Origin of the sequence: Streptomyces sp. NPDC059003 (assembly GCF_042740445.1) — a bacterium.
Taxonomy (GTDB): domain Bacteria; phylum Actinomycetota; class Actinomycetes; order Streptomycetales; family Streptomycetaceae; genus Streptomyces.
In genome coordinates this window covers 1-16,871 of the sequence record NZ_JBHYJH010000064.1, presented here as the reverse complement: position 1 = coordinate 16,871, position 16,871 = coordinate 1, and the positions used below count along the sequence as shown (strand labels likewise).

Here is a 16,871-nt window from a genome sequence, read left to right as displayed (position 1 = left end):
AGGCCCCCAAGCCCGCCCCTCCACCGAAACCAGAGGGCTCCGCCCCCTGGCACCCCCGTTCATCAGCGCTTCGCGCCTCGTCCTCAAACGCCGGACGGGCTGAAAATCCGTCTCACTTGCGGTAGCCGCGCAGGAGCAGCCAGCCCACCAGGACGCAGCCGATGACCATCACGATCAGTACGACGCGCAGCAGGTTGCCCGGGCCCTGCTTGTCGGCCGCCTGGGCGGCCAGGGTGAGGGCGTCTGCGGGGGAGATGTGCTCCATGGCGGATGACTCCTTCTGTGTGCTGCCCTGTCACGGTATCTCCGCCTAGTCTTGACTCCATCTCGGGGGCCCGATCGAGACTCGACATGGGGGACGCGGCATGACCAACGGCAATCACGACGGCGCGGGGGAAGGGCAGGAGCACGTGCCGAGCCGGCAGCGCAGGCGCTTCCCCGGGATCTCGTCGCGGGCGTACGAGCACCCGGCGGACCGCTCGGCCCTGGTGGCCCTGCGCAAGCTCAGCGGGTTCGACACGGTGTTCAAGGCGCTCAGCGGGCTGCTGCCCGAGCGGAGCCTGAGGCTGCTGTTCCTCTCGGACTCCGTGCGCGTGTCCGACGCGCAGTTCGCGCACCTCAACACCATGCTGCGGGACGCCTGTTACATCCTGGACCTGGAGAAGGTCCCGCCGATGTACGTCAATCAGGACCCGGTGCCGAACGCGATGTGCATCGGTCTCGACGAGCCGATCATCGTCGTGACGACGGGGCTCGTCGAGCTGCTCGACGAGGAGGAGATGCGCGCGGTCGTCGGCCACGAGGTCGGCCACGCCCTCTCCGGCCACTCCGTCTACCGCACGATCCTGCTGTTCCTGACCAACCTCGCCCTGAAGGTCGCGTGGATCCCGCTCGGCAACGTGGCGATCATGGCGATCGTGACCGCGCTGCGCGAGTGGTTCCGCAAGTCGGAGCTGTCCGCGGACCGCGCGGGCCTGCTCGTCGGCCAGGACCTGCAGGCGTCCATGCGCGGCCTGATGAAGATCGCGGGCGGCAACCACCTGCACGAGATGAACGTGGACGCGTTCCTGGAGCAGGCCGATGAGTACGAGGCCGGGGGCGACCTGCGCGACTCCGTACTGAAGATCCTGAACGTGCTGCCGCGCTCGCACCCCTTCACCACGGTGCGGGCCGCGGAGCTGAAGAAGTGGGCCGCGACCCGCGAGTACCAGCGGATCATGGACGGCCACTACCCGCGCCGCGAGGACGACAGGGACACCTCGGTCAGCGACTCGTTCCGCCAGTCCGCCTCCTCGTACGCGGACACGGTGCGCAACAGCAAGGACCCGCTGATGAAGCTGGTCAACGACATCGCGGGCGGCGCGGGCGACCTGGGCGGCAAGCTGCGCGGGAAGTTCACGGGCGGCGGCGACGGCACCGGCGGCGGCACCGACAGCAGCAGCGGCGACGGCGGCAAGTAGTCACACGGGCACGCGGTCACACGGGCACGCGGTCACACGGGCACGCGGTCACACGGGCACGCGGTCACACGGGCACGTGGTCACACGGTCGGCTGGGCGGTGCGCGCCAGCGTCCCGCACAGTGCCGTCGCGTCCCCGGTCGCGTACGGATCGGTGCCCGCGGGCCCGCCCGCCGACGCCTTCTGGCCCGCGAGCAGCGGCCGCAGGTGGCGGGTGGTGTCGGTGGCGCAGGCGAGCGGCCCGGCCTGGGCGTACGACACGAGCAGCTCGGCCTGGTGCATGCGCAGGTCGTCGCGGTCGAAGCGGAAGTGCAGCTCGCGGCGGACGGTGAACAGCGAGGCGCGGGCGCGGTCGTCGGCGCCTGCCGGGCGCAGCGCGTAGACGAAGGTGTGGTCGGAGGACACGTCGAGGGTGTCCTTGCTCGCCTCGACGGCCCGCAGGGTGCCGCGGACGCGGACGCCGGGGGCCGCGAGCGCCGTCCGCTCCGGGTCGAAGCGCACCAGCCAGCCGGTGGGCGCGTGCCGTCCGTCGGTCGCGGGGTGGGTGAAACTGCGGTCGAACTGGTCGAGTTGGGCCGGGTCGAGCAGGACGCGGGCGGAGCGGATGGCGCGTCCGGTGAGCACCTCGGGGTCGAGCGAGGACTCGACGAGGTAGTCCTTGGCGGTGGCGAGCGCGGAGCGGACCTGCTCCTCGGAGAAGTGCGCGGTGCGGTGGACCGCGGGCATCGTGATGCCGCTCGCGCCGACGCCGAACTGGGCGGCGGGGCTCTTCGCGAACAGGTCGGCGACCTTCTCGCTGCCGGGGACGCGGCCCTGCGGGGCGAGCGGGACGACCGTCATGCGCAGCGGCTCGGGGCGCTGGGCGGCGGGCGTCTGGTACGGGTGGCGCACGCCCATGTAGATCGCGGTGCCGAAGGCGACGGCGATGAGGACGACCAGAATCACCACTTGCTTGGAGAGCCGGTGGTGGGGTCCCGGCCTGCGGCGCACGGCGCGGGCGTGCTCGCCCATGCGCTCCTGCGCGGAGAACTCCTGCAGGCGCGCAGCGCGGACGAACGACTCGTCGAAGACGACGGAGCCGTACTCGTCGTCACCACCGGGAGCGCCCTCGGGTGTCCCCGCAGGTGGTTCTCCTGGCCCGCCCATACCTTCAGGGTAGGTCTCCGGGCCGCGAGGTAAACGCCCTGGTACACGACAAGTTCTGACAAGTCCTCACGGACGTCTTCAGGGCGTTCGTCAAGCTCTTGAGGGGGGTTCGTGGGGGCCCGTCACGGCGTACGAGGCTCGGCGGGCACGGCGGACTGGCCGAACTCCGCCGAAGCGGAGGGGCCGCCCTTGCCTTCGGCTCCCGTGCCGTCGGCGCCCGTGCTCTGCTCGACCTCGGTCGTGGCGGGCGGGGGTATGCGGTCCTGGCGGCCGGACGACGCCCCCCGGTAGACCGCGGCGAAGGCGAACGCGACCATGCCTATGCCCATCAGGAGGGCGAGCAGCCAGGCCACGGGCCGGTGCCAGCGGACCTTGCCGCGCCGCCCGAAGCGGCCGCCCTCCAGGAACTCCCGGTCGTCGAGCTCGCCGTACCTCCCGTACTCGTACTCGCCGTCGCGGCCGAACTCGCCGCTCTCGTCCGGGCCGTACCCGTCGTAGGGGAAGTCGTCGAAGTCGTCGTCCGTGGAGTCGGCGGAGTCGGTTCCCGAGCGGCGGGCGCGGCCGCGGCGGGCCTCGGCCTCGGACGCCTCGGCGCGGGCCTGGGCGGCGGCCAACAGGCGCTCCACGGCGGTGGGTTCGTGGATCTCGGCGGCCCGCACGAAGTCCTCGTCGAAGACCACGGAGGCGAACTCGTCGTCCGCACCCCCGTGGTCGCGGTCGTCGTCGGGCTCCCTGCCGTCGGGAAACGGCGTGCCCCCCACGTCCTCCGGCACGGATCCAGCGTAGACCTGAAGGGGGCGATTTGGGCAGACGGAAAGGGAATTCGGCCGGTGTGACCCGTGCCGCCCCCGCGCGGCGCGAAGGGTCAGCGCACGTGCCCGTCCCCGGTCACGATGTACTTCGTCGACGTCAGTTCCGGAAGGCCCATCGGGCCGCGCGCGTGCAGCTTCTGCGTGGAGATGCCGATCTCGGCGCCGAAGCCGAACTGGCCGCCGTCGGTGAAGCGGGTGGAGGCGTTCACGGCGACCGTCGTGGAGTCGACGAGCTGGGTGAAGCGCCGCGCGGCCTGCTGCGAGGTGGTGACGATGGCCTCGGTGTGCCCGGAGGTCCACAGGCGGATGTGCTCGACGGCCTGCTCCAGGGAGTCGACGACGGCGGCCGCGATGTCGTACGAGAGGTACTCGGTCTCCCAGTCCTCGGCGGTCGCGGGCACCACGGTCGCCTTCGAGCCCGGGGCGTACTCCTGGACGCGCTCGTCGGCGTGCACGGTGACGCCCGCGTCGGCGAGGGCGTCGAGGGCGCGCGGCAGGAAGGCGTCGGCGATGTCGGCGTGGACGAGGAGGGTCTCGGCGGCGTTGCACACGCTGACGCGGTGGGCCTTGGAGTTGATCAGGATCTCGACGGCCATGTCGAGGTCGGCGTGGGCGTCCACGTAGACGTGGCAGTTGCCGGTGCCGGTCTCGATGACGGGGACGGTGGACTCCTCGACGACGGTCTTGATCAGCGAGGCGCCGCCGCGCGGGATGAGGACGTCGACCAGGCCGCGGGCGCGCATCAGCTCGCGCACGGAGTCGCGGCTCTCGCCGGGCACGAGCTGCACGGCGTCCGCGGGCAGGCCCGCCCCGTGGACGGCGTCGCGCAGCACCCGCACGAGCGCGGTGTTGGACGCGTACGCCGATGACGAGCCGCGGAGCAGCACCGCGTTGCCCGACTTCAGGCAGAGGGCGGCGGCGTCGACGGTCACGTTCGGGCGGGCCTCGTAGATGATGCCGACGACGCCGAGCGGGACGCGGACCTGGCGCAGGTCGATGCCGTTGGGCAGCGTGGAGCCGCGGACGACCTCGCCGACCGGGTCGGGCAGGGCGACGACGTCCCGTACGTCGGAGGCGATGGCGCGCACCCGCTCGGGGGTGAGCGTGAGCCGGTCGACGATCGCCTCGCTGGTGCCGGCCTCGCGGGCGCGCGCGATGTCCTCGGCGTTGGCCTTGACGATCTCCGCCGTGCGCACCTCGAGGGCGTCGGCGATCGCGAGCAGCGCGTCGTCCTTGGCCGCGCGTGGCAGCGGGGCGAGCCGCGCGGCGGCGGCGCGGGCGCGGTAGGCGGCCTGGGCGACCGGGGTCATGTTGTCGTACGGGGAGAGCGGGGCGGTCATAGGGGGCAGCGTAGCCCCGCGCCGGGGGGCGTCCAGCGGGTATTCCGCTCCGCGAGACATGGCTGGTATTGACCACTGCCGGGAACCCGGTCGTGTCCTCGGTCCGGACCCGCAGAAACGGTGCACTCGGCGGGCCTCGGGAACGCGGCCCGCCGCGGCCGCGCTCTCAGAGCTCTCAGAACGGTCTCAGAACGGGTGGACGCCCACCGGAGTCGCCGGCAGGGGGCCGTAGCCCTCCGCGATCCGCTGGTGGTAGGTGTCGCGGTCGATGACCTCGAGGCCGACGATCTCCCACGGCGGCAGCTGGGCGCTCTGCCGGTGCTCGCCCCACAGGCGCAGCGCCACCGCGGCGGCGTCGTGCAGGTCGCGGGCCTCTTCCCAGTAGCGGATCTCCGCGTGGTCGTGGGCGTACCGGCTGGTCAGCAGAAAGGGGTGGTCGTGGGCGAGCTGTTCGAGGCCGCGTCTGATCTCCTGCAGCGGTGTCCGCTCGCCGGACACGCTCAGCGTGACGTGCCAGAGGCGGGGCGCCTCCACGCTCTCGCCGTCCTTGGTCTCCTGTGTCTGCCCTGCCTCCCGCTCGTGGCCCCCGTGCGTGTCACCGGCGTACGTCGCCCCCGCAGCGACGCTCGTCAGCGCGCGCTCGGCCGACCCGCGGGACGCCGCCCCTTGGCGCACTCGTCTCACGACGGCCTCCTTCAACCAGTGGTGGTGCGGATATGCAACGGTCGTGCGGAACTGCCCTGCCACAAAGTTGAGCAGGACAAGCGCTCTCGCGGGGCGGTTTTGGGGAGTTTCACCTCGCGCGGGACAGGCGTCGTGCGGTGTTCGCGCCTGTTTTCGGCCTGTTTTCCGCTGGTGCCGTTGGCGCGGCCGGGGCTAGGGGGGGGTGGGGCGCCAGTGTCACTGTCAGTGGTGGAGCAGCACCAGGTCGTCGCGGTGCACCACTTCCCGCTCGTAGGCGGGGCCGAGCTCGCGGGCGAGGTCGCGGGTGGAGCGGCCGAAGAGGCGGGGCAGCTCCTTCGCGTCGTAGTTCACCAGGCCGCGCGCGACGGAGCGCCCCGAGGTGTCCCGCAGCTCCACCGGGTCGCCCGCGATGAACTCGCCCTCGACCGCGGCGATGCCTGCGGGCAGCAGCGACTTGCGGCCCTCGACGACCGCGCGCACCGCCCCGTCGTCGAGGGTGAGGGAGCCGCGCGGCTCCGAGGCGTGCTGGAGCCACAGGAGCCGGTCCGCGGAGCGGCGTCCCGTGCGGTGGAAGTACGTGCCCGTGTCGCGGCCCGCGAGGGCGTCGGCGGCCTGGCTCGCGGAGGTCAGGACGACGGGGATGCCCGCGGCGGCGGCGATCCGGGCGGCCTCGACCTTGGTGACCATGCCGCCGGTGCCGACGCCCGCCTTGCCCGCGCTGCCGATCTTGACGTGCGCTATGTCGGCGGGCCCGGTGACCTCGGCGATCCGGGCGGTGCCCGCGGCCGCGGGGTCGCCGTCGTACAGGCCGTCGACGTCGGAGAGCAGCACGAGCAGGTCGGCGCGGACGAGGTGGGCGACGAGGGCGGCGAGGCGGTCGTTGTCGCCGAAGCGGATCTCGTCGGTCGCGACGGTGTCGTTCTCGTTGACGACGGGCAGGGCGCCCATCGCGAGGAGCTTGTCGAGGGTGCGCGAGGCGTTGCGGTGGTGGGCGCGGCGGCTGGTGTCGTCGGTGGTGAGCAGGACCTGGCCGACGCGTACGCCGTAGCGGGCGAAGGACGCCGTGTAGCGGGCGACGAGGAGGCCCTGGCCGACGCTGGCGGCGGCCTGCTGGCGGGCCAGGTCCTTGGGGCGGCGGCGCAGGCCGAGCGGTGCGAGCCCGGCGGCGATGGCGCCGGAGGAGACGAGCACGATCTCGCGCTCGCCGCCGCTTCTGCTCTTGGCCAGTACGTCGACGAGGGCGTCGACGCGGTCCGCGTCGAGGCCGCCCGACGCGGTGGTCAGCGAGGAGGACCCCACCTTGACTACGACCCGGTGGGCCTCTGCCACGCCCTGCCTTGTCACGCGCTTCCCCAATGATCCCGTTGCGGCTGGATCTGCAATCTACGCGAAGACGGCGCGTGGACGCCCCCGCGTTTCGGCGGGCGGACGGGCCGGGGCCCCTGAGTGACCAAGAGGGGGATTCAGTCCCCCGGGTTCCATGACCTTTGGCCCTTTATGCGGTGATTGGCATCACGGAAGATTGCTCCGGAGGCACTGCGCGTCATACGGTCAGGGGTCTTCTACTTATCCGGACGGTTGACGGCGTCGGCCGCACGTCCGGACCCATCGCACCGCCCGCCCCCGTCCGACCGCCCCCCGCCAGGAGCCCAAGCCCGTGCCCTCCGCCGGACTCGCACCCCGCCGCGTCCTGCAGCTCACCGCGCTGCTGACGATGTTCGCACTCTTCGCGGCCCAGCTCGTGACCGCTCTGGTCCCGTACGTACCGGTGTTCATCGCCGCGTCGGCGGCGAACCTCGCGCTCGACCTCTACCTGCAGAAAAAGCAGCCGGGGCTGCTGTCCCTCCTTGGCAAGATCCGCTTCGACGTCACCATCCGGCAGCTGCTGCGCGACATGCTGATCCTGGTCGGCCTGCTGCGCATCGACGGCATCGAGCCGCTGTCCGAGCAGTCGCCGCTGACGATCTCGCTGCTCGGCTTCTACGCCCTGCACTTCGCCTGCACGGCCGCGGCCGTGATGGTGCGGCGCACCCGCGCGCTGCCGATCGTCACCCGCAACATCGACACCTCCGCGCTGCGTCTGAGCGCCGCCCCGCCGCGGCTCTTCGCCCGCCGCCACGCCTACCGGCTGCTCACCCTCTCCTGGCCCGCCACCATCGGCCTGCTCGTGACGGCGGCCACCAAGGACGCGGTGTGGGGCGGCATCGGGCTCGGCGTCTCCGTCGCGATGATGGCCGCCGGCACCGTGTACCTCGCCAGCTGGCTGCTGCCGAAGAAGCGCGCCAAGAGCGGCGAGGCCGTCATGGAGTGGCTCGACCAGTGGCTGGCCGCGTACCGGCCCACGGTCGGCATGTACTTCTCCGGCGGCACCACGTCGGCGTACCAGGCGAACATGTGGCTCTCCACGCTCTCGCAGCTCGACGGCAACCCGCTGATCGTGCTGCGTGAGCGCTTCATGGTGCAGAAGATCGACTCCACGGACGTGCCGATCATCTGCTTCCCCAAGGTCGCCACGATGTTCTCCCTGGAGCAGTCGACCCTGAAGATGCTGCTGCACCCGGCGAACGCGGCGAAGACCTCGCAGGTCCTGCGCATCCCGTCCATCAAGCACGCCTTCATCAACCACGGCGAGAGCGACAAGCTGTCCTCCTGCAACCCGTACGCCAAGGCGTACGACGAGGTGTGGGTGGCGGGCCCCGCGGCGCGCGAGCGCTACCAGCTCGCCGACATCGGCGTCGAGGACAAGGACGTCGTGGAGGTCGGCCGCCCGCAGCTGTCGCCGATCCGCCCGTACGCGGGCGCGCCGACCGGTGCGTACACGACCGTCCTGTACGCGCCCACCTGGGAGGGCTGGGACGGCAACCCCGGCAACACCTCCGTGGTCCTCGCGGGCGAGAACATCGTCCGGCACCTGCTCGCCGACCCCGGCGTGCGCCTCATCTACAAGCCGCACCCGATGACCGGCTCGCAGAACCCGGCCGCGGGCGCCGCCAACGCGCGCATCAAGGACATGATCCGCGAGGCCGCCGCGCAGCGCTCCGGCGCCCGGCCCGGCCCGGAGGCCGCCGCCGAGCTGGAGCGCCGCGCCGAGGAGCTGAGCCTGCTCACGGCGAAGAAGTTCCGCAAGAGCGCCGACGAGCAGGAGCGCATGATGCTCCAGGGCGCCCCGGACGGCGACATCCGTGCCGCCATCGCCGAGGCCACGGCGGCCTGGGAGTCCGCGTACTGGGCGTCGCTGCCGGAGTGGGAGCACCAGATCGTCGAGTCCAAGCCCGCGATCTTCTCCTGCTTCAACCAGGCCGACGTGCTCATCAGCGACGTCTCGTCGGTGGTCTCGGACTGGCTGAGCAGCGAGAAGCCGTACGCCGTGGCCAACACCTCCGGGATGACCGAGGCCGACTTCCGCGCCGGGTTCCCGACCGTGCGGGCCGCGACGATCCTCTCGCCGGAGGCGGAGGGCGTACCGGCGCTTCTGGCGGCCGTGCGCGCCCCCGAGCTCGACGTGTACGCCGAGGCGCGCGCCGAGCTCAAGGAGCACCTCCTGGGGCCCTCCGACCCGCCTTCCCTGGTCCGCTTCAACGCGGCGGCGCTCGCGCTCTCGGCCAAGGCCGACGCCCGCAGGACCCGCGTCGCCGCCCGCCTCGCGGCGGAGATCCCCGCGCAGCGCGAGGACTCCCTGGACGAGGCCGAGGCGTCGGACGCCGCCGAGGCGGGGGCGGAGGAGCTGGAGTCGGCGTAAAGCCGCTCTGAGCGCACGCTGAGCGCATGAGGAAGGCCCCGGAGCTGATGCTCCGGGGCCTTCCTCATGCGTACGGGATGGGTGCGGGCCGAACGGCCACGCCCTCCCGTCTAGAACGGTTCGAAGTCGTCGTACGCCTTCTCCGCCTCGTCGCGCTCCGCCTCGCGGTCGCGGCGGCGCTGCGCGGCGGGCCTCGGGGCCTCGAACCGGTGGTCCTCACCGCGGCGGCCGAGCATCTCGGCGCCGGCGGACATCGACGGCTCCCAGTCGAAGACGACGGCGTTGTCCTCGGGGCCGATGGCCACGCCGTCGCCCGCGCGGGCGCCCGCCTTCATCAGGGCGTCCTCGACGCCCAGGCGGTTGAGCCGGTCGGCGAGGTAGCCGACGGCCTCGTCGATGTTGAAGTCGGTCTGCCGCACCCAGCGCTCCGGCTTCTCGCCGCGCACGCGGAACACGGCGTCGCCGCCCTCCTCCTCGCGCGTGACCGTGAAGCCCGTGTCGTCGACGGCCTTCGGCCGGATGACGATGCGCGTGGCCTCTTCCTTGGGCTTGGCGGCCCGCGCCTCGGCGACGAGCTCGGCGAGCGCGAACGACAGCTCCTTGAGGCCCTTGTGGGCCACGGCGGACACCTCGAAGACGCGGTAGCCGCGGGCCTCCAGGTCGGGCCGCACCATGTCGGCGAGGTCCTGGCCGTCGGGGATGTCGACCTTGTTGAGGACGACGAGGCGCGGCCTGGTCTCCAGGCCCGCGCCGTACTGCCGCAGCTCGTCCTCGATGACGTCCAGGTCGGAGACCGGGTCGCGGTCGGATTCGAGGGTGGCCGTGTCGAGGACGTGCACGAGCACGCTGCACCGCTCGACGTGGCGCAGGAACTCCAGGCCGAGGCCCTTGCCCTGGCTGGCGCCGGGGATGAGCCCGGGGACGTCGGCGATCGTGTAGACCGTCGAGCCCGCGGTGACCACGCCCAGGTTGGGCACGAGCGTCGTGAACGGGTAGTCCGCGATCTTCGGCTTGGCTGCGGACAGGACGGAGATCAGCGAGGACTTGCCGGCGCTGGGATAGCCGACGAGCGCCACGTCGGCGACCGTCTTGAGCTCCAGGACGATGTCGCCGCCGTCGCCGGGCTCGCCGAGCAGCGCGAAGCCGGGCGCCTTGCGCCGCGCGGAGGCGAGCGCCGCGTTGCCGAGCCCGCCGCGGCCGCCCTGCGCGGCGACGTACGAGGTGCCGTGCCCGACGAGGTCCGCGAGCACGTTGCCCTGCTTGTCGAGGACGACCGTGCCGTCCGGGACCAGCAGGGTGAGGTCCTGGCCGTCCTTGCCGGAGCGGTTGCCGCCCTCGCCGGGCTTGCCGTTGGTGGCCTTGCGGTGCGGGCTGTGGTGGTACTCGAGCAGCGTGGTCACGGACTGGTCGACCGTGAGGATCACGTCGCCGCCCCGGCCGCCGTTGCCGCCGTCCGGGCCGCCGAGCGGCTTGAACTTCTCCCGGTGCACGGAGGCACAGCCGTGGCCTCCGCTACCCGCGGCGACATGCAGCTCGACGCGGTCCACGAAGGTGGTCATGGTTCAGGCCTCCAGAAACGTACGGAAATGTCTACTGCTACTGCGTCTATTCAAAACACGCGAAAGGCGGACCCGCTTCCCGTACGGGAAGTGAGGTCCGCCTCGCGAAAAATACCGGTCAGGAAGCCGTTCAGGCGACCGGAACGATGTTCACGACCTTGCGGCCGCGGTGGGTACCGAACTCCACCGCACCGGCGTCCAGGGCGAACAGCGTGTCGTCCTTGCCGCGGCCGACGCCCGCGCCCGGGTGGAAGTGGGTGCCGCGCTGGCGGACCAGGATCTCACCGGCGTTGACGAGCTGACCGCCGAAGCGCTTCACGCCGAGCCGCTGAGCGTTGGAGTCGCGACCGTTCCGGGTGGACGATGCGCCCTTCTTGTGTGCCATGTCTCCTCAGTCCCTTACTTCGCAGCCGTGGGGATCTCAGTGACCTTGATCGCCGTGTACTGCTGGCGGTGGCCCTGACGACGGCGGTAGCCGGTCTTGTTCTTGTAGCGCAGAATGTCGATCTTCTGGCCCTTGTGGTGGTCCACGATCTCAGCCTGGACCTTGATGCCGGCCAGCACCCACGGGTCGCTGGTCACGGACTCGCCGTCGACAACGAGCAGGGTAGAGAGCTCTACCGTGTCGCCAACCTTGGCGGTGGAAATCTTGTCAACCTCAACGATGTCGCCGACAGCAACCTTGTGCTGGCGACCACCGCTGCGCACGATGGCGTACACGCGGATCTCTCTCTCGCTCGGAACGGGACCCCCGCAGTCCAGCCACCCGGCGCGGGGCGCGCGAGCGGCCTCTCCCCGGATCCACGGATTCGCGGATTCTGGGAGGAATAAAGGTTTACGGAGGTGAAGCGCGTCTATGGACACGCCGACGGTCAAGGTTACGGGCCCCACCCGGACGGGTCAAACCGGGCCCCTCCCCCCGTACGCCCCGTGCCCTAGTGCGTCGGCTTCTCGCCGTCCGGCGGGAGCGGCTTCACGCCCTTGCACAGGTTCGTCGTGTCGCGCGTGCCCGGCCAGGCGACCTTCTTCACGCGGTCGAAGTGCCTCCGGTACGTGTCGTGCACCGCGTCGTCGTCGACCTTGACGATCAGCTCGTCGTTCTCGCGCAGGGCGGGCGCGGTGTAGTTCTGCGAGCCGGTGAAGGACACCTTGTTGATCTTGCCGTCGTACTTGCCGTCGATCAGCACGTACTTGCTGTGGATGATGTACGGCGTCGTGAGCTTCTGCCCCGGCCTGAGCGGGTCCCGGTCGTCGTTGAAGCAGCGCACGGACGGGCCGCCGCTCTTGTGCAGCGCCTCCCAGGTGCCGGGCTTGCCGTTCTGGCTCTTGGCGCTGTCCGTCTCGGCGTACACGAGGTCCACCGAGCAGCCCGCCTTCTTCAGGGAGACCAGCTTGTCGGCGATCTGCTTGCGCGTGATCTTGAAGATGGAGGCGCGGACCTTGGTGGCGCGCAGGACGCCGTTCGCGTCCTTGTAGGTGCAGCCCACGTTGTTCAGGACCGAGTACATGGTGTCGGTCTCGTTGACGGTGCCGCTGCGCGGGAAGAAGTACGCCTTGTACGCGCCGTTGCTGACCGTGCGGTAGTCCCAGGCCCGCCAGTCCTTGCGGACCATGTCGTCGAAGTAGTCCGCGAACGCGTCGTACATCGCCGGGTTGTCCGGCAGCACGAGCGCGTCGTTGAAGAACTTGGTGTGCGCCGACGGCGTCGAGTTCGACGTGGTCTCCACGACGACGTCCCGGGCGCCCTTGACCTCGGAGAACAGCCAGAACTTGTTGTGCATGATCGACTTGCCGTACCGGGGATCGCCCAGGCACGACTTGTCCTTCGGGCACAGCGTCACGAACGACGGCTTGGTCCTGCTGGTGCCGAGCGCGTCCGCGAGCGTGCGGTACGCGGTGTTGTCCGGGCGGTCCGTCCTGCTGGTCGAGTCGAGCAGGATCTGGATGTGCACGCCGCGCCGGTGGGCGTTCACGAGGGCCTCGACGACCGGGGCCTCCCACACGTGGTAGACCGCGACCTTGATCGTGGAGCCGGGCACGGCGGCGTCGGTCAGCTCGATGAGGCGGGTGCGGATCGCGTGCTGCGCCTCGACGGTGCCCAGCGGGTCGTTGAAGACCGGCCCCTCGGTCCAGCGGGGCGTCTCCTCGGCGGGGGCGGCGGTGGCGGTGCCCGCGGCCGGGAGGCTCGCGGCCGCGGAGAGCACCGTGGCGAACGCCGCGGCCTGCCGTCCGCCCTTCGCGGGCCGCACCGCGCGGTGGCGTCCCGTCCCCCTCAGCCGTATCCCTCGTGGGCGCGCTTCCGCCACGTCCATCCCCTCCCCTTGCTCAACGGACCCGGTGAGTCTTACAGGTATCCACACCGGGCACCAAGTGCGGGGCGGAAAGGACAAAACGAAGACAGATAGGTGGAAGACAGCTAGGTGACGGATACGTCACAGGGGGAGCGCGGAGACCACAGTGACGTGCGTACGCGGATGCCCCCGCCCGGCGCAATCGCCGGACGGGGGCACCTGGAGCGCCGTGACCCTTCGGGTCAGCTCGCGTCGGCCGACACGGCGGACGGCGACGACTGCTCCGCCGCCGCGGCCTTCTTCGTGGCGGTCTTCTTCGTCGCGGCCTTCTTGGCCGTCGTCTTCTTGGCGGCCGCCTTCTTCGTGGTGGCCGTCTTCTTGGCCGCCGTCTTCTTGGCCGCGGTCTTCTTCGTCGCGGCCTTCTTGGCGGTGGCCTTCTTGGCCGTCTTGCGCGCCGTCTTCTTGGCGGCCTTGGCCTCGTCCTCCGCGCCGGCGTCCGCGACCGGGGCGTCCCCGTCCACGGCTGCCGGGGCCTCGGCCGGCTGCTCGGCCTTCTCCGCCGACGGGACGACCACCACGGCCGCCTCCTCGGACGCGGTCGGCGCGGTCGCCTTGCGGACGGCACGGCGACGCGGGCGGGCCGGGGCCGCGGGGGCCTCCGCCGCCTCGGGTGCCGCGGGCGCCTCGACGACCGGGGCCGGGGCGGCCTCGGGCTCCGGCGCCACGGCCTCCTGGCGGGCCGCATCCGCGACGACGATCTCGCCCTCGCCCGCCGCCTTCGGCGAACCGGCCGGGGCCGTCGCCTTGCGGGTCGCACGACGACGCGTACGTCCCTTGGGGGCGGCGTCGTCCTCGGCGGGCGCCGCGACGGCGTCCGCGGCCGGGGCCTCGACGACGTCGGCGGCCTCGGCGACCGGCGCCTCAGGCGCGGCCTCGGCGGCCGGAGCGACCTCAGCAGTCTCCACGGCCTCCGCGGCCTCGACGGCCTCAATGGTCTCGGCCTTGGCCGCGCGGGACTTGGCCTTCTTACCGGCCTTGTCCGCCTTGCCGACCTTCTCGGCCTTCTCGGCCTTCTCAGGCTTCTCGGCCTTCTCGGGCTGCTCCGCGGTCTCCTGCTTCGGCGCGCCCGCCGGAGCCGACGCCCGGCGCGTGGCCCGGCGCCGCGAACGGCCACGGGACGCGGCCGCCTCGGCCTCCGCCGCGCTGCTGTACAGCTCCTCGTCGGGCGCGAAGTCAGGCTCCGGCAGCGCCACCGGCTCGGCGACCTCCGCCGCGACCTCGGCCGTCGTCTCGGCGGCCTCCGTCACGCCCGACTCGACCGCCGCAGCGGCCTCGTGCGTGTGCTCGGCCGCGCCACCGCGACCGCGCTTCTTGCGCTTGCCGCCGCCACCGGCCGTCGTCGCCTGGTCCATGTGGACGATCACGCCGCGGCCGTTGCAGTGGACGCAGGTCTCGGAGAAGGACTCCAGGAGGCCCTGGCCGACCCGCTTGCGGGTCATCTGCACCAGGCCCAGCGAGGTGACCTCGGCGACCTGGTGCTTCGTGCGGTCCCGGCCCAGGCACTCCAGCATCCGGCGCAGGACCAGGTCCCGGTTGGACTCCAGGACCATGTCGATGAAGTCGATGACGACGATGCCGCCCAGGTCGCGAAGGCGCAGCTGGCGCACGATCTCCTCGGCCGCCTCCAGGTTGTTCCTGGTCACGGTCTCTTCGAGGTTGCCGCCCTGACCGGTGAACTTGCCGGTGTTGACGTCGATCACGACCATCGCTTCGGTCTTGTCGATCACCAGGGAGCCGCCGCTCGGCAGCCACACCTTGCGGTCGAGCGCCTTGGCGAGCTGCTCGTCGATCCGGTACGTCGCGAAGACGTCGACCTCGGACGTCCAGCGCTGCAGCCGGTCCGCCAGGTCGGGCGCGACGTGCGAGACGTATCCGTGGATGGTCTCCCACGCCTCGTCGCCGCTGATGATGACCTTCGAGAAGTCCTCGTTGAAGATGTCGCGGACCACGCGGACGGTCATGTCCGGCTCGCCGTACAGCAGGCTCGGCGAGCTGGTCGTGGTCATCTTCGACTTCTTGAGGATGTCCTCCCACTGCGCCTGGAGCCGCTCGACGTCACGGCGCAGCTCGTCCTCGCTCGCGCCCTCGGCGGCGGTGCGCACGATGACGCCCGCGTCCTCGGGGACGATCTTCTTGAGGATGGTCTTCAGACGCGCCCGCTCGGTGTCGGGCAGCTTGCGGCTGATGCCGGTCATCGAGCCCTCGGGCACGTAGACCAGGTACCGGCCGGGCAGCGAGACCTGGCTGGTCAGGCGGGCGCCCTTGTGGCCGATCGGGTCCTTGGTGACCTGCACGAGCACGGACTGGCCGGACTTGAGGGCGGACTCGATGCGGCGCGGCCCGTTGGCCATGCCCAGCGCCTCGAAGTTGACCTCGCCCGCGTACAGGACGGCGTTGCGGCCCTTGCCGATGTCGATGAAGGCGGCCTCCATCGACGGCAGGACGTTCTGCACCTTGCCCAGGTAGACGTTGCCGACGTAGCTCGTCGACTGCTCCTTGTTGACGTAGTGCTCCACGAGGATGTTGTCCTCGAGCACGCCGATCTGGGTGCGGTCGCCGTTCTGGCGGACGATCATCTCGCGGTTGACCGCCTCGCGGCGGGCCAGGAACTCGGCCTCCGTGATGATCGGCACCCGGCGGCGGCCCTGCTCGCGGCCCTCGCGGCGGCGCTGCTTCTTGGCCTCCAGACGGGTCGAGCCCTTGATGGACTGCACCTCGTCCGACGGCGCGTCGTCGCTCTTCTTGCGCGGCTCGCGCACCTTCACGACCGTGCGCTCCGGGTCGCCCTCGCCCGGCTCGGTCTCGGCGGCGTCACCGGCACGGCGGCGACGGCGACGGCGGCGACGGCTGCTGCTGGAGCTGCCGCCGGAGCCCTCGGCGGAGTCGTCGGCGTCCTCGGCCGCGTCCTCCGCGTCCTCGGCGTCCTCCTCGGCCTGCTCCGCGGTGTCCTCGGCGTCCTGCTCCGCCTGCTCGGCGGCCACGTCGTCGGACTCGGCGGACTCACCGCGGCGGCGGCGACGGCCACCACGGCGACGGCGACGGCCCTGGCGCTCGCCGGACTCCTCGGCGTCGGCGGCATCGTCGGCCTCGTCGGCCTCCGCGTCGGCGTCCGCGTCCTGCGGCTCGTCGGCGGTCACGGTCTCCTCGGCGGCCGGTGCCGCAGGGGCGGCGGGCTGCTCGTCCGCGGCACGGCGGCGGCGACGGCGGCGCGGGGCCGGCTCCTCCTCGGCGGCGGCGACGGCCGTGTCCTCGGCCTCGGCCGCCTCGGCGGCGGCAGCGGCCGCGGCGCGCTCCGGGGTCTGGAACATCGGCTCGGTGAACACGGGCGCCTGGAACACGGCGACGGCGGGCCGCGACGGACGGTCCCCGCTCTCGTCCGTGTCCTTCGTCCGCTGCTCCGCGGGCGCGCTGAACCCGGCGGCGGCCTTGCGGGTCGCACGGCGGCGGGTACGGGCGCGGGGCGCGGCGTCGGCGTCGGCCTCGACGGCTTCGGCGGGCTCGGCCTTGCGGGCGGCGGCCTTCGGGGCGTCCTGCGCGTCCGTGGCGGCGGCCTCGGTGTCCGCGGCCGCGGGCTTCGCCTCGGCGGCGGGCGCGGCGGCGGCACGGGTCGCGCGGCGGCGGGCGCGGCGCGGCGCCTCGGGGGCCTCGGCGGGCTCTGCGGCGGCGCGGGTCACGGTGGCGTCCGTGACGGGGGCGGTCTCCTCGGTGTCCGCGCCCACGGGGGCCTCGGCGCAGGGAGGGGTCTCGGAGGAATGCGTGGCGGCGGCGGGCGAGGGTGGGG

Annotated in this window: 13 protein-coding genes; 2 read left to right on the top strand and 11 right to left on the bottom strand. The window is 72.0% G+C overall.

Annotated features, from left to right (window positions below; all coding sequences use genetic code 11):
- Nucleotides 1-112: 112 nt before the first annotated feature.
- Nucleotides 113-265 (bottom strand): hypothetical protein, encoded by a 153-nt coding sequence (locus ACFWZ5_RS22460; protein ID WP_384800583.1) that lies wholly within the window; start codon nucleotides 263-265, stop codon nucleotides 113-115.
- A 100-nt stretch (nucleotides 266-365) separates the two neighbouring features.
- Here ACFWZ5_RS22460 and ACFWZ5_RS22455 point away from each other — a divergent pair, with 100 nt between their 5' ends.
- Complete coding sequence (locus ACFWZ5_RS22455; protein ID WP_384800586.1) at nucleotides 366-1,460, top strand: M48 family metallopeptidase; 1,095 nt, start codon at nucleotides 366-368, stop codon at nucleotides 1,458-1,460.
- An 80-nt stretch (nucleotides 1,461-1,540) separates the two neighbouring features.
- Here ACFWZ5_RS22455 and ACFWZ5_RS22450 read toward each other — a convergent pair whose 3' ends face one another.
- From ACFWZ5_RS22450 to proB, 5 genes are all read right to left on the bottom strand, one after another.
- On the bottom strand, nucleotides 1,541-2,605 hold the full coding sequence (locus ACFWZ5_RS22450; protein ID WP_384800589.1) for a hypothetical protein: 1,065 nt from the start codon (nucleotides 2,603-2,605) through the stop codon (nucleotides 1,541-1,543).
- A 122-nt stretch (nucleotides 2,606-2,727) separates the two neighbouring features.
- Complete coding sequence (locus ACFWZ5_RS22445) at nucleotides 2,728-3,378, bottom strand: hypothetical protein (RefSeq protein WP_384800592.1); 651 nt, start codon at nucleotides 3,376-3,378, stop codon at nucleotides 2,728-2,730.
- A 92-nt stretch (nucleotides 3,379-3,470) separates the two neighbouring features.
- Nucleotides 3,471-4,757, bottom strand: coding sequence for a glutamate-5-semialdehyde dehydrogenase (locus ACFWZ5_RS22440; RefSeq protein ID WP_384800594.1), 1,287 nt, complete (start codon nucleotides 4,755-4,757; stop codon nucleotides 3,471-3,473).
- 186 nt (nucleotides 4,758-4,943) lie between these two features.
- Nucleotides 4,944-5,441 carry a hypothetical protein gene (locus tag ACFWZ5_RS22435; protein ID WP_384800597.1) on the bottom strand — a complete coding sequence of 166 codons (498 nt, stop codon included), beginning with the start codon at nucleotides 5,439-5,441 and terminating at the stop codon, nucleotides 4,944-4,946.
- 222 nt (nucleotides 5,442-5,663) lie between these two features.
- Nucleotides 5,664-6,770 (bottom strand): glutamate 5-kinase, encoded by a 1,107-nt coding sequence (gene proB / locus ACFWZ5_RS22430; protein WP_384800600.1) that lies wholly within the window; start codon nucleotides 6,768-6,770, stop codon nucleotides 5,664-5,666.
- Nucleotides 6,771-7,098: 328 nt separating this feature from the next.
- On the opposite strand from proB, the gene ACFWZ5_RS22425 reads away from it, so the two are divergent.
- A complete protein-coding gene (locus ACFWZ5_RS22425; protein WP_384800603.1) occupies nucleotides 7,099-9,180 on the top strand; it encodes a hypothetical protein in 2,082 nt (693 codons plus the stop codon).
- Between the two features lie 110 nt (nucleotides 9,181-9,290).
- Here ACFWZ5_RS22425 and obgE read toward each other — a convergent pair whose 3' ends face one another.
- From obgE to ACFWZ5_RS22400, 5 genes are all read right to left on the bottom strand, one after another.
- Nucleotides 9,291-10,739, bottom strand: a complete 1,449-nt coding sequence (gene obgE / locus ACFWZ5_RS22420) for a GTPase ObgE (protein ID WP_384806168.1) — start codon at nucleotides 10,737-10,739, stop codon at nucleotides 9,291-9,293.
- A 130-nt stretch (nucleotides 10,740-10,869) separates the two neighbouring features.
- A complete protein-coding gene (gene rpmA / locus ACFWZ5_RS22415; protein ID WP_384806170.1) occupies nucleotides 10,870-11,124 on the bottom strand; it encodes a 50S ribosomal protein L27 in 255 nt (84 codons plus the stop codon).
- A 14-nt stretch (nucleotides 11,125-11,138) separates the two neighbouring features.
- A complete protein-coding gene (gene rplU / locus ACFWZ5_RS22410) occupies nucleotides 11,139-11,459 on the bottom strand; it encodes a 50S ribosomal protein L21 (protein WP_384806172.1) in 321 nt (106 codons plus the stop codon).
- 215 nt (nucleotides 11,460-11,674) lie between these two features.
- Complete coding sequence (locus ACFWZ5_RS22405) at nucleotides 11,675-13,051, bottom strand: phospholipase D-like domain-containing protein (protein ID WP_384806174.1); 1,377 nt, start codon at nucleotides 13,049-13,051, stop codon at nucleotides 11,675-11,677.
- Nucleotides 13,052-13,272: 221 nt separating this feature from the next.
- On the bottom strand, nucleotides 13,273-16,871 hold a 3,599-nt coding region (locus ACFWZ5_RS22400; RefSeq protein ID WP_384891221.1), incomplete at its 5' end, for a ribonuclease E/G.

Coding starts and splice junctions, on each gene's coding strand:
- ACFWZ5_RS22460 (WP_384800583.1), bottom strand. CDS start 265: ATGGAGCACATCTCCCCCGCAGACGCCCTCACCCTGGCCGCCCAGGCG.
- ACFWZ5_RS22455 (WP_384800586.1), top strand. CDS start 366: ATGACCAACGGCAATCACGACGGCGCGGGGGAAGGGCAGGAGCACGTG.
- ACFWZ5_RS22450 (WP_384800589.1), bottom strand. CDS start 2,605: ATGGGCGGGCCAGGAGAACCACCTGCGGGGACACCCGAGGGCGCTCCC.
- ACFWZ5_RS22440 (WP_384800594.1), bottom strand. CDS start 4,757: ATGACCGCCCCGCTCTCCCCGTACGACAACATGACCCCGGTCGCCCAG.
- obgE (WP_384806168.1), bottom strand. CDS start 10,739: ATGACCACCTTCGTGGACCGCGTCGAGCTGCATGTCGCCGCGGGTAGC.
- rpmA (WP_384806170.1), bottom strand. CDS start 11,124: ATGGCACACAAGAAGGGCGCATCGTCCACCCGGAACGGTCGCGACTCC.
- ACFWZ5_RS22405 (WP_384806174.1), bottom strand. CDS start 13,051: ATGGACGTGGCGGAAGCGCGCCCACGAGGGATACGGCTGAGGGGGACG.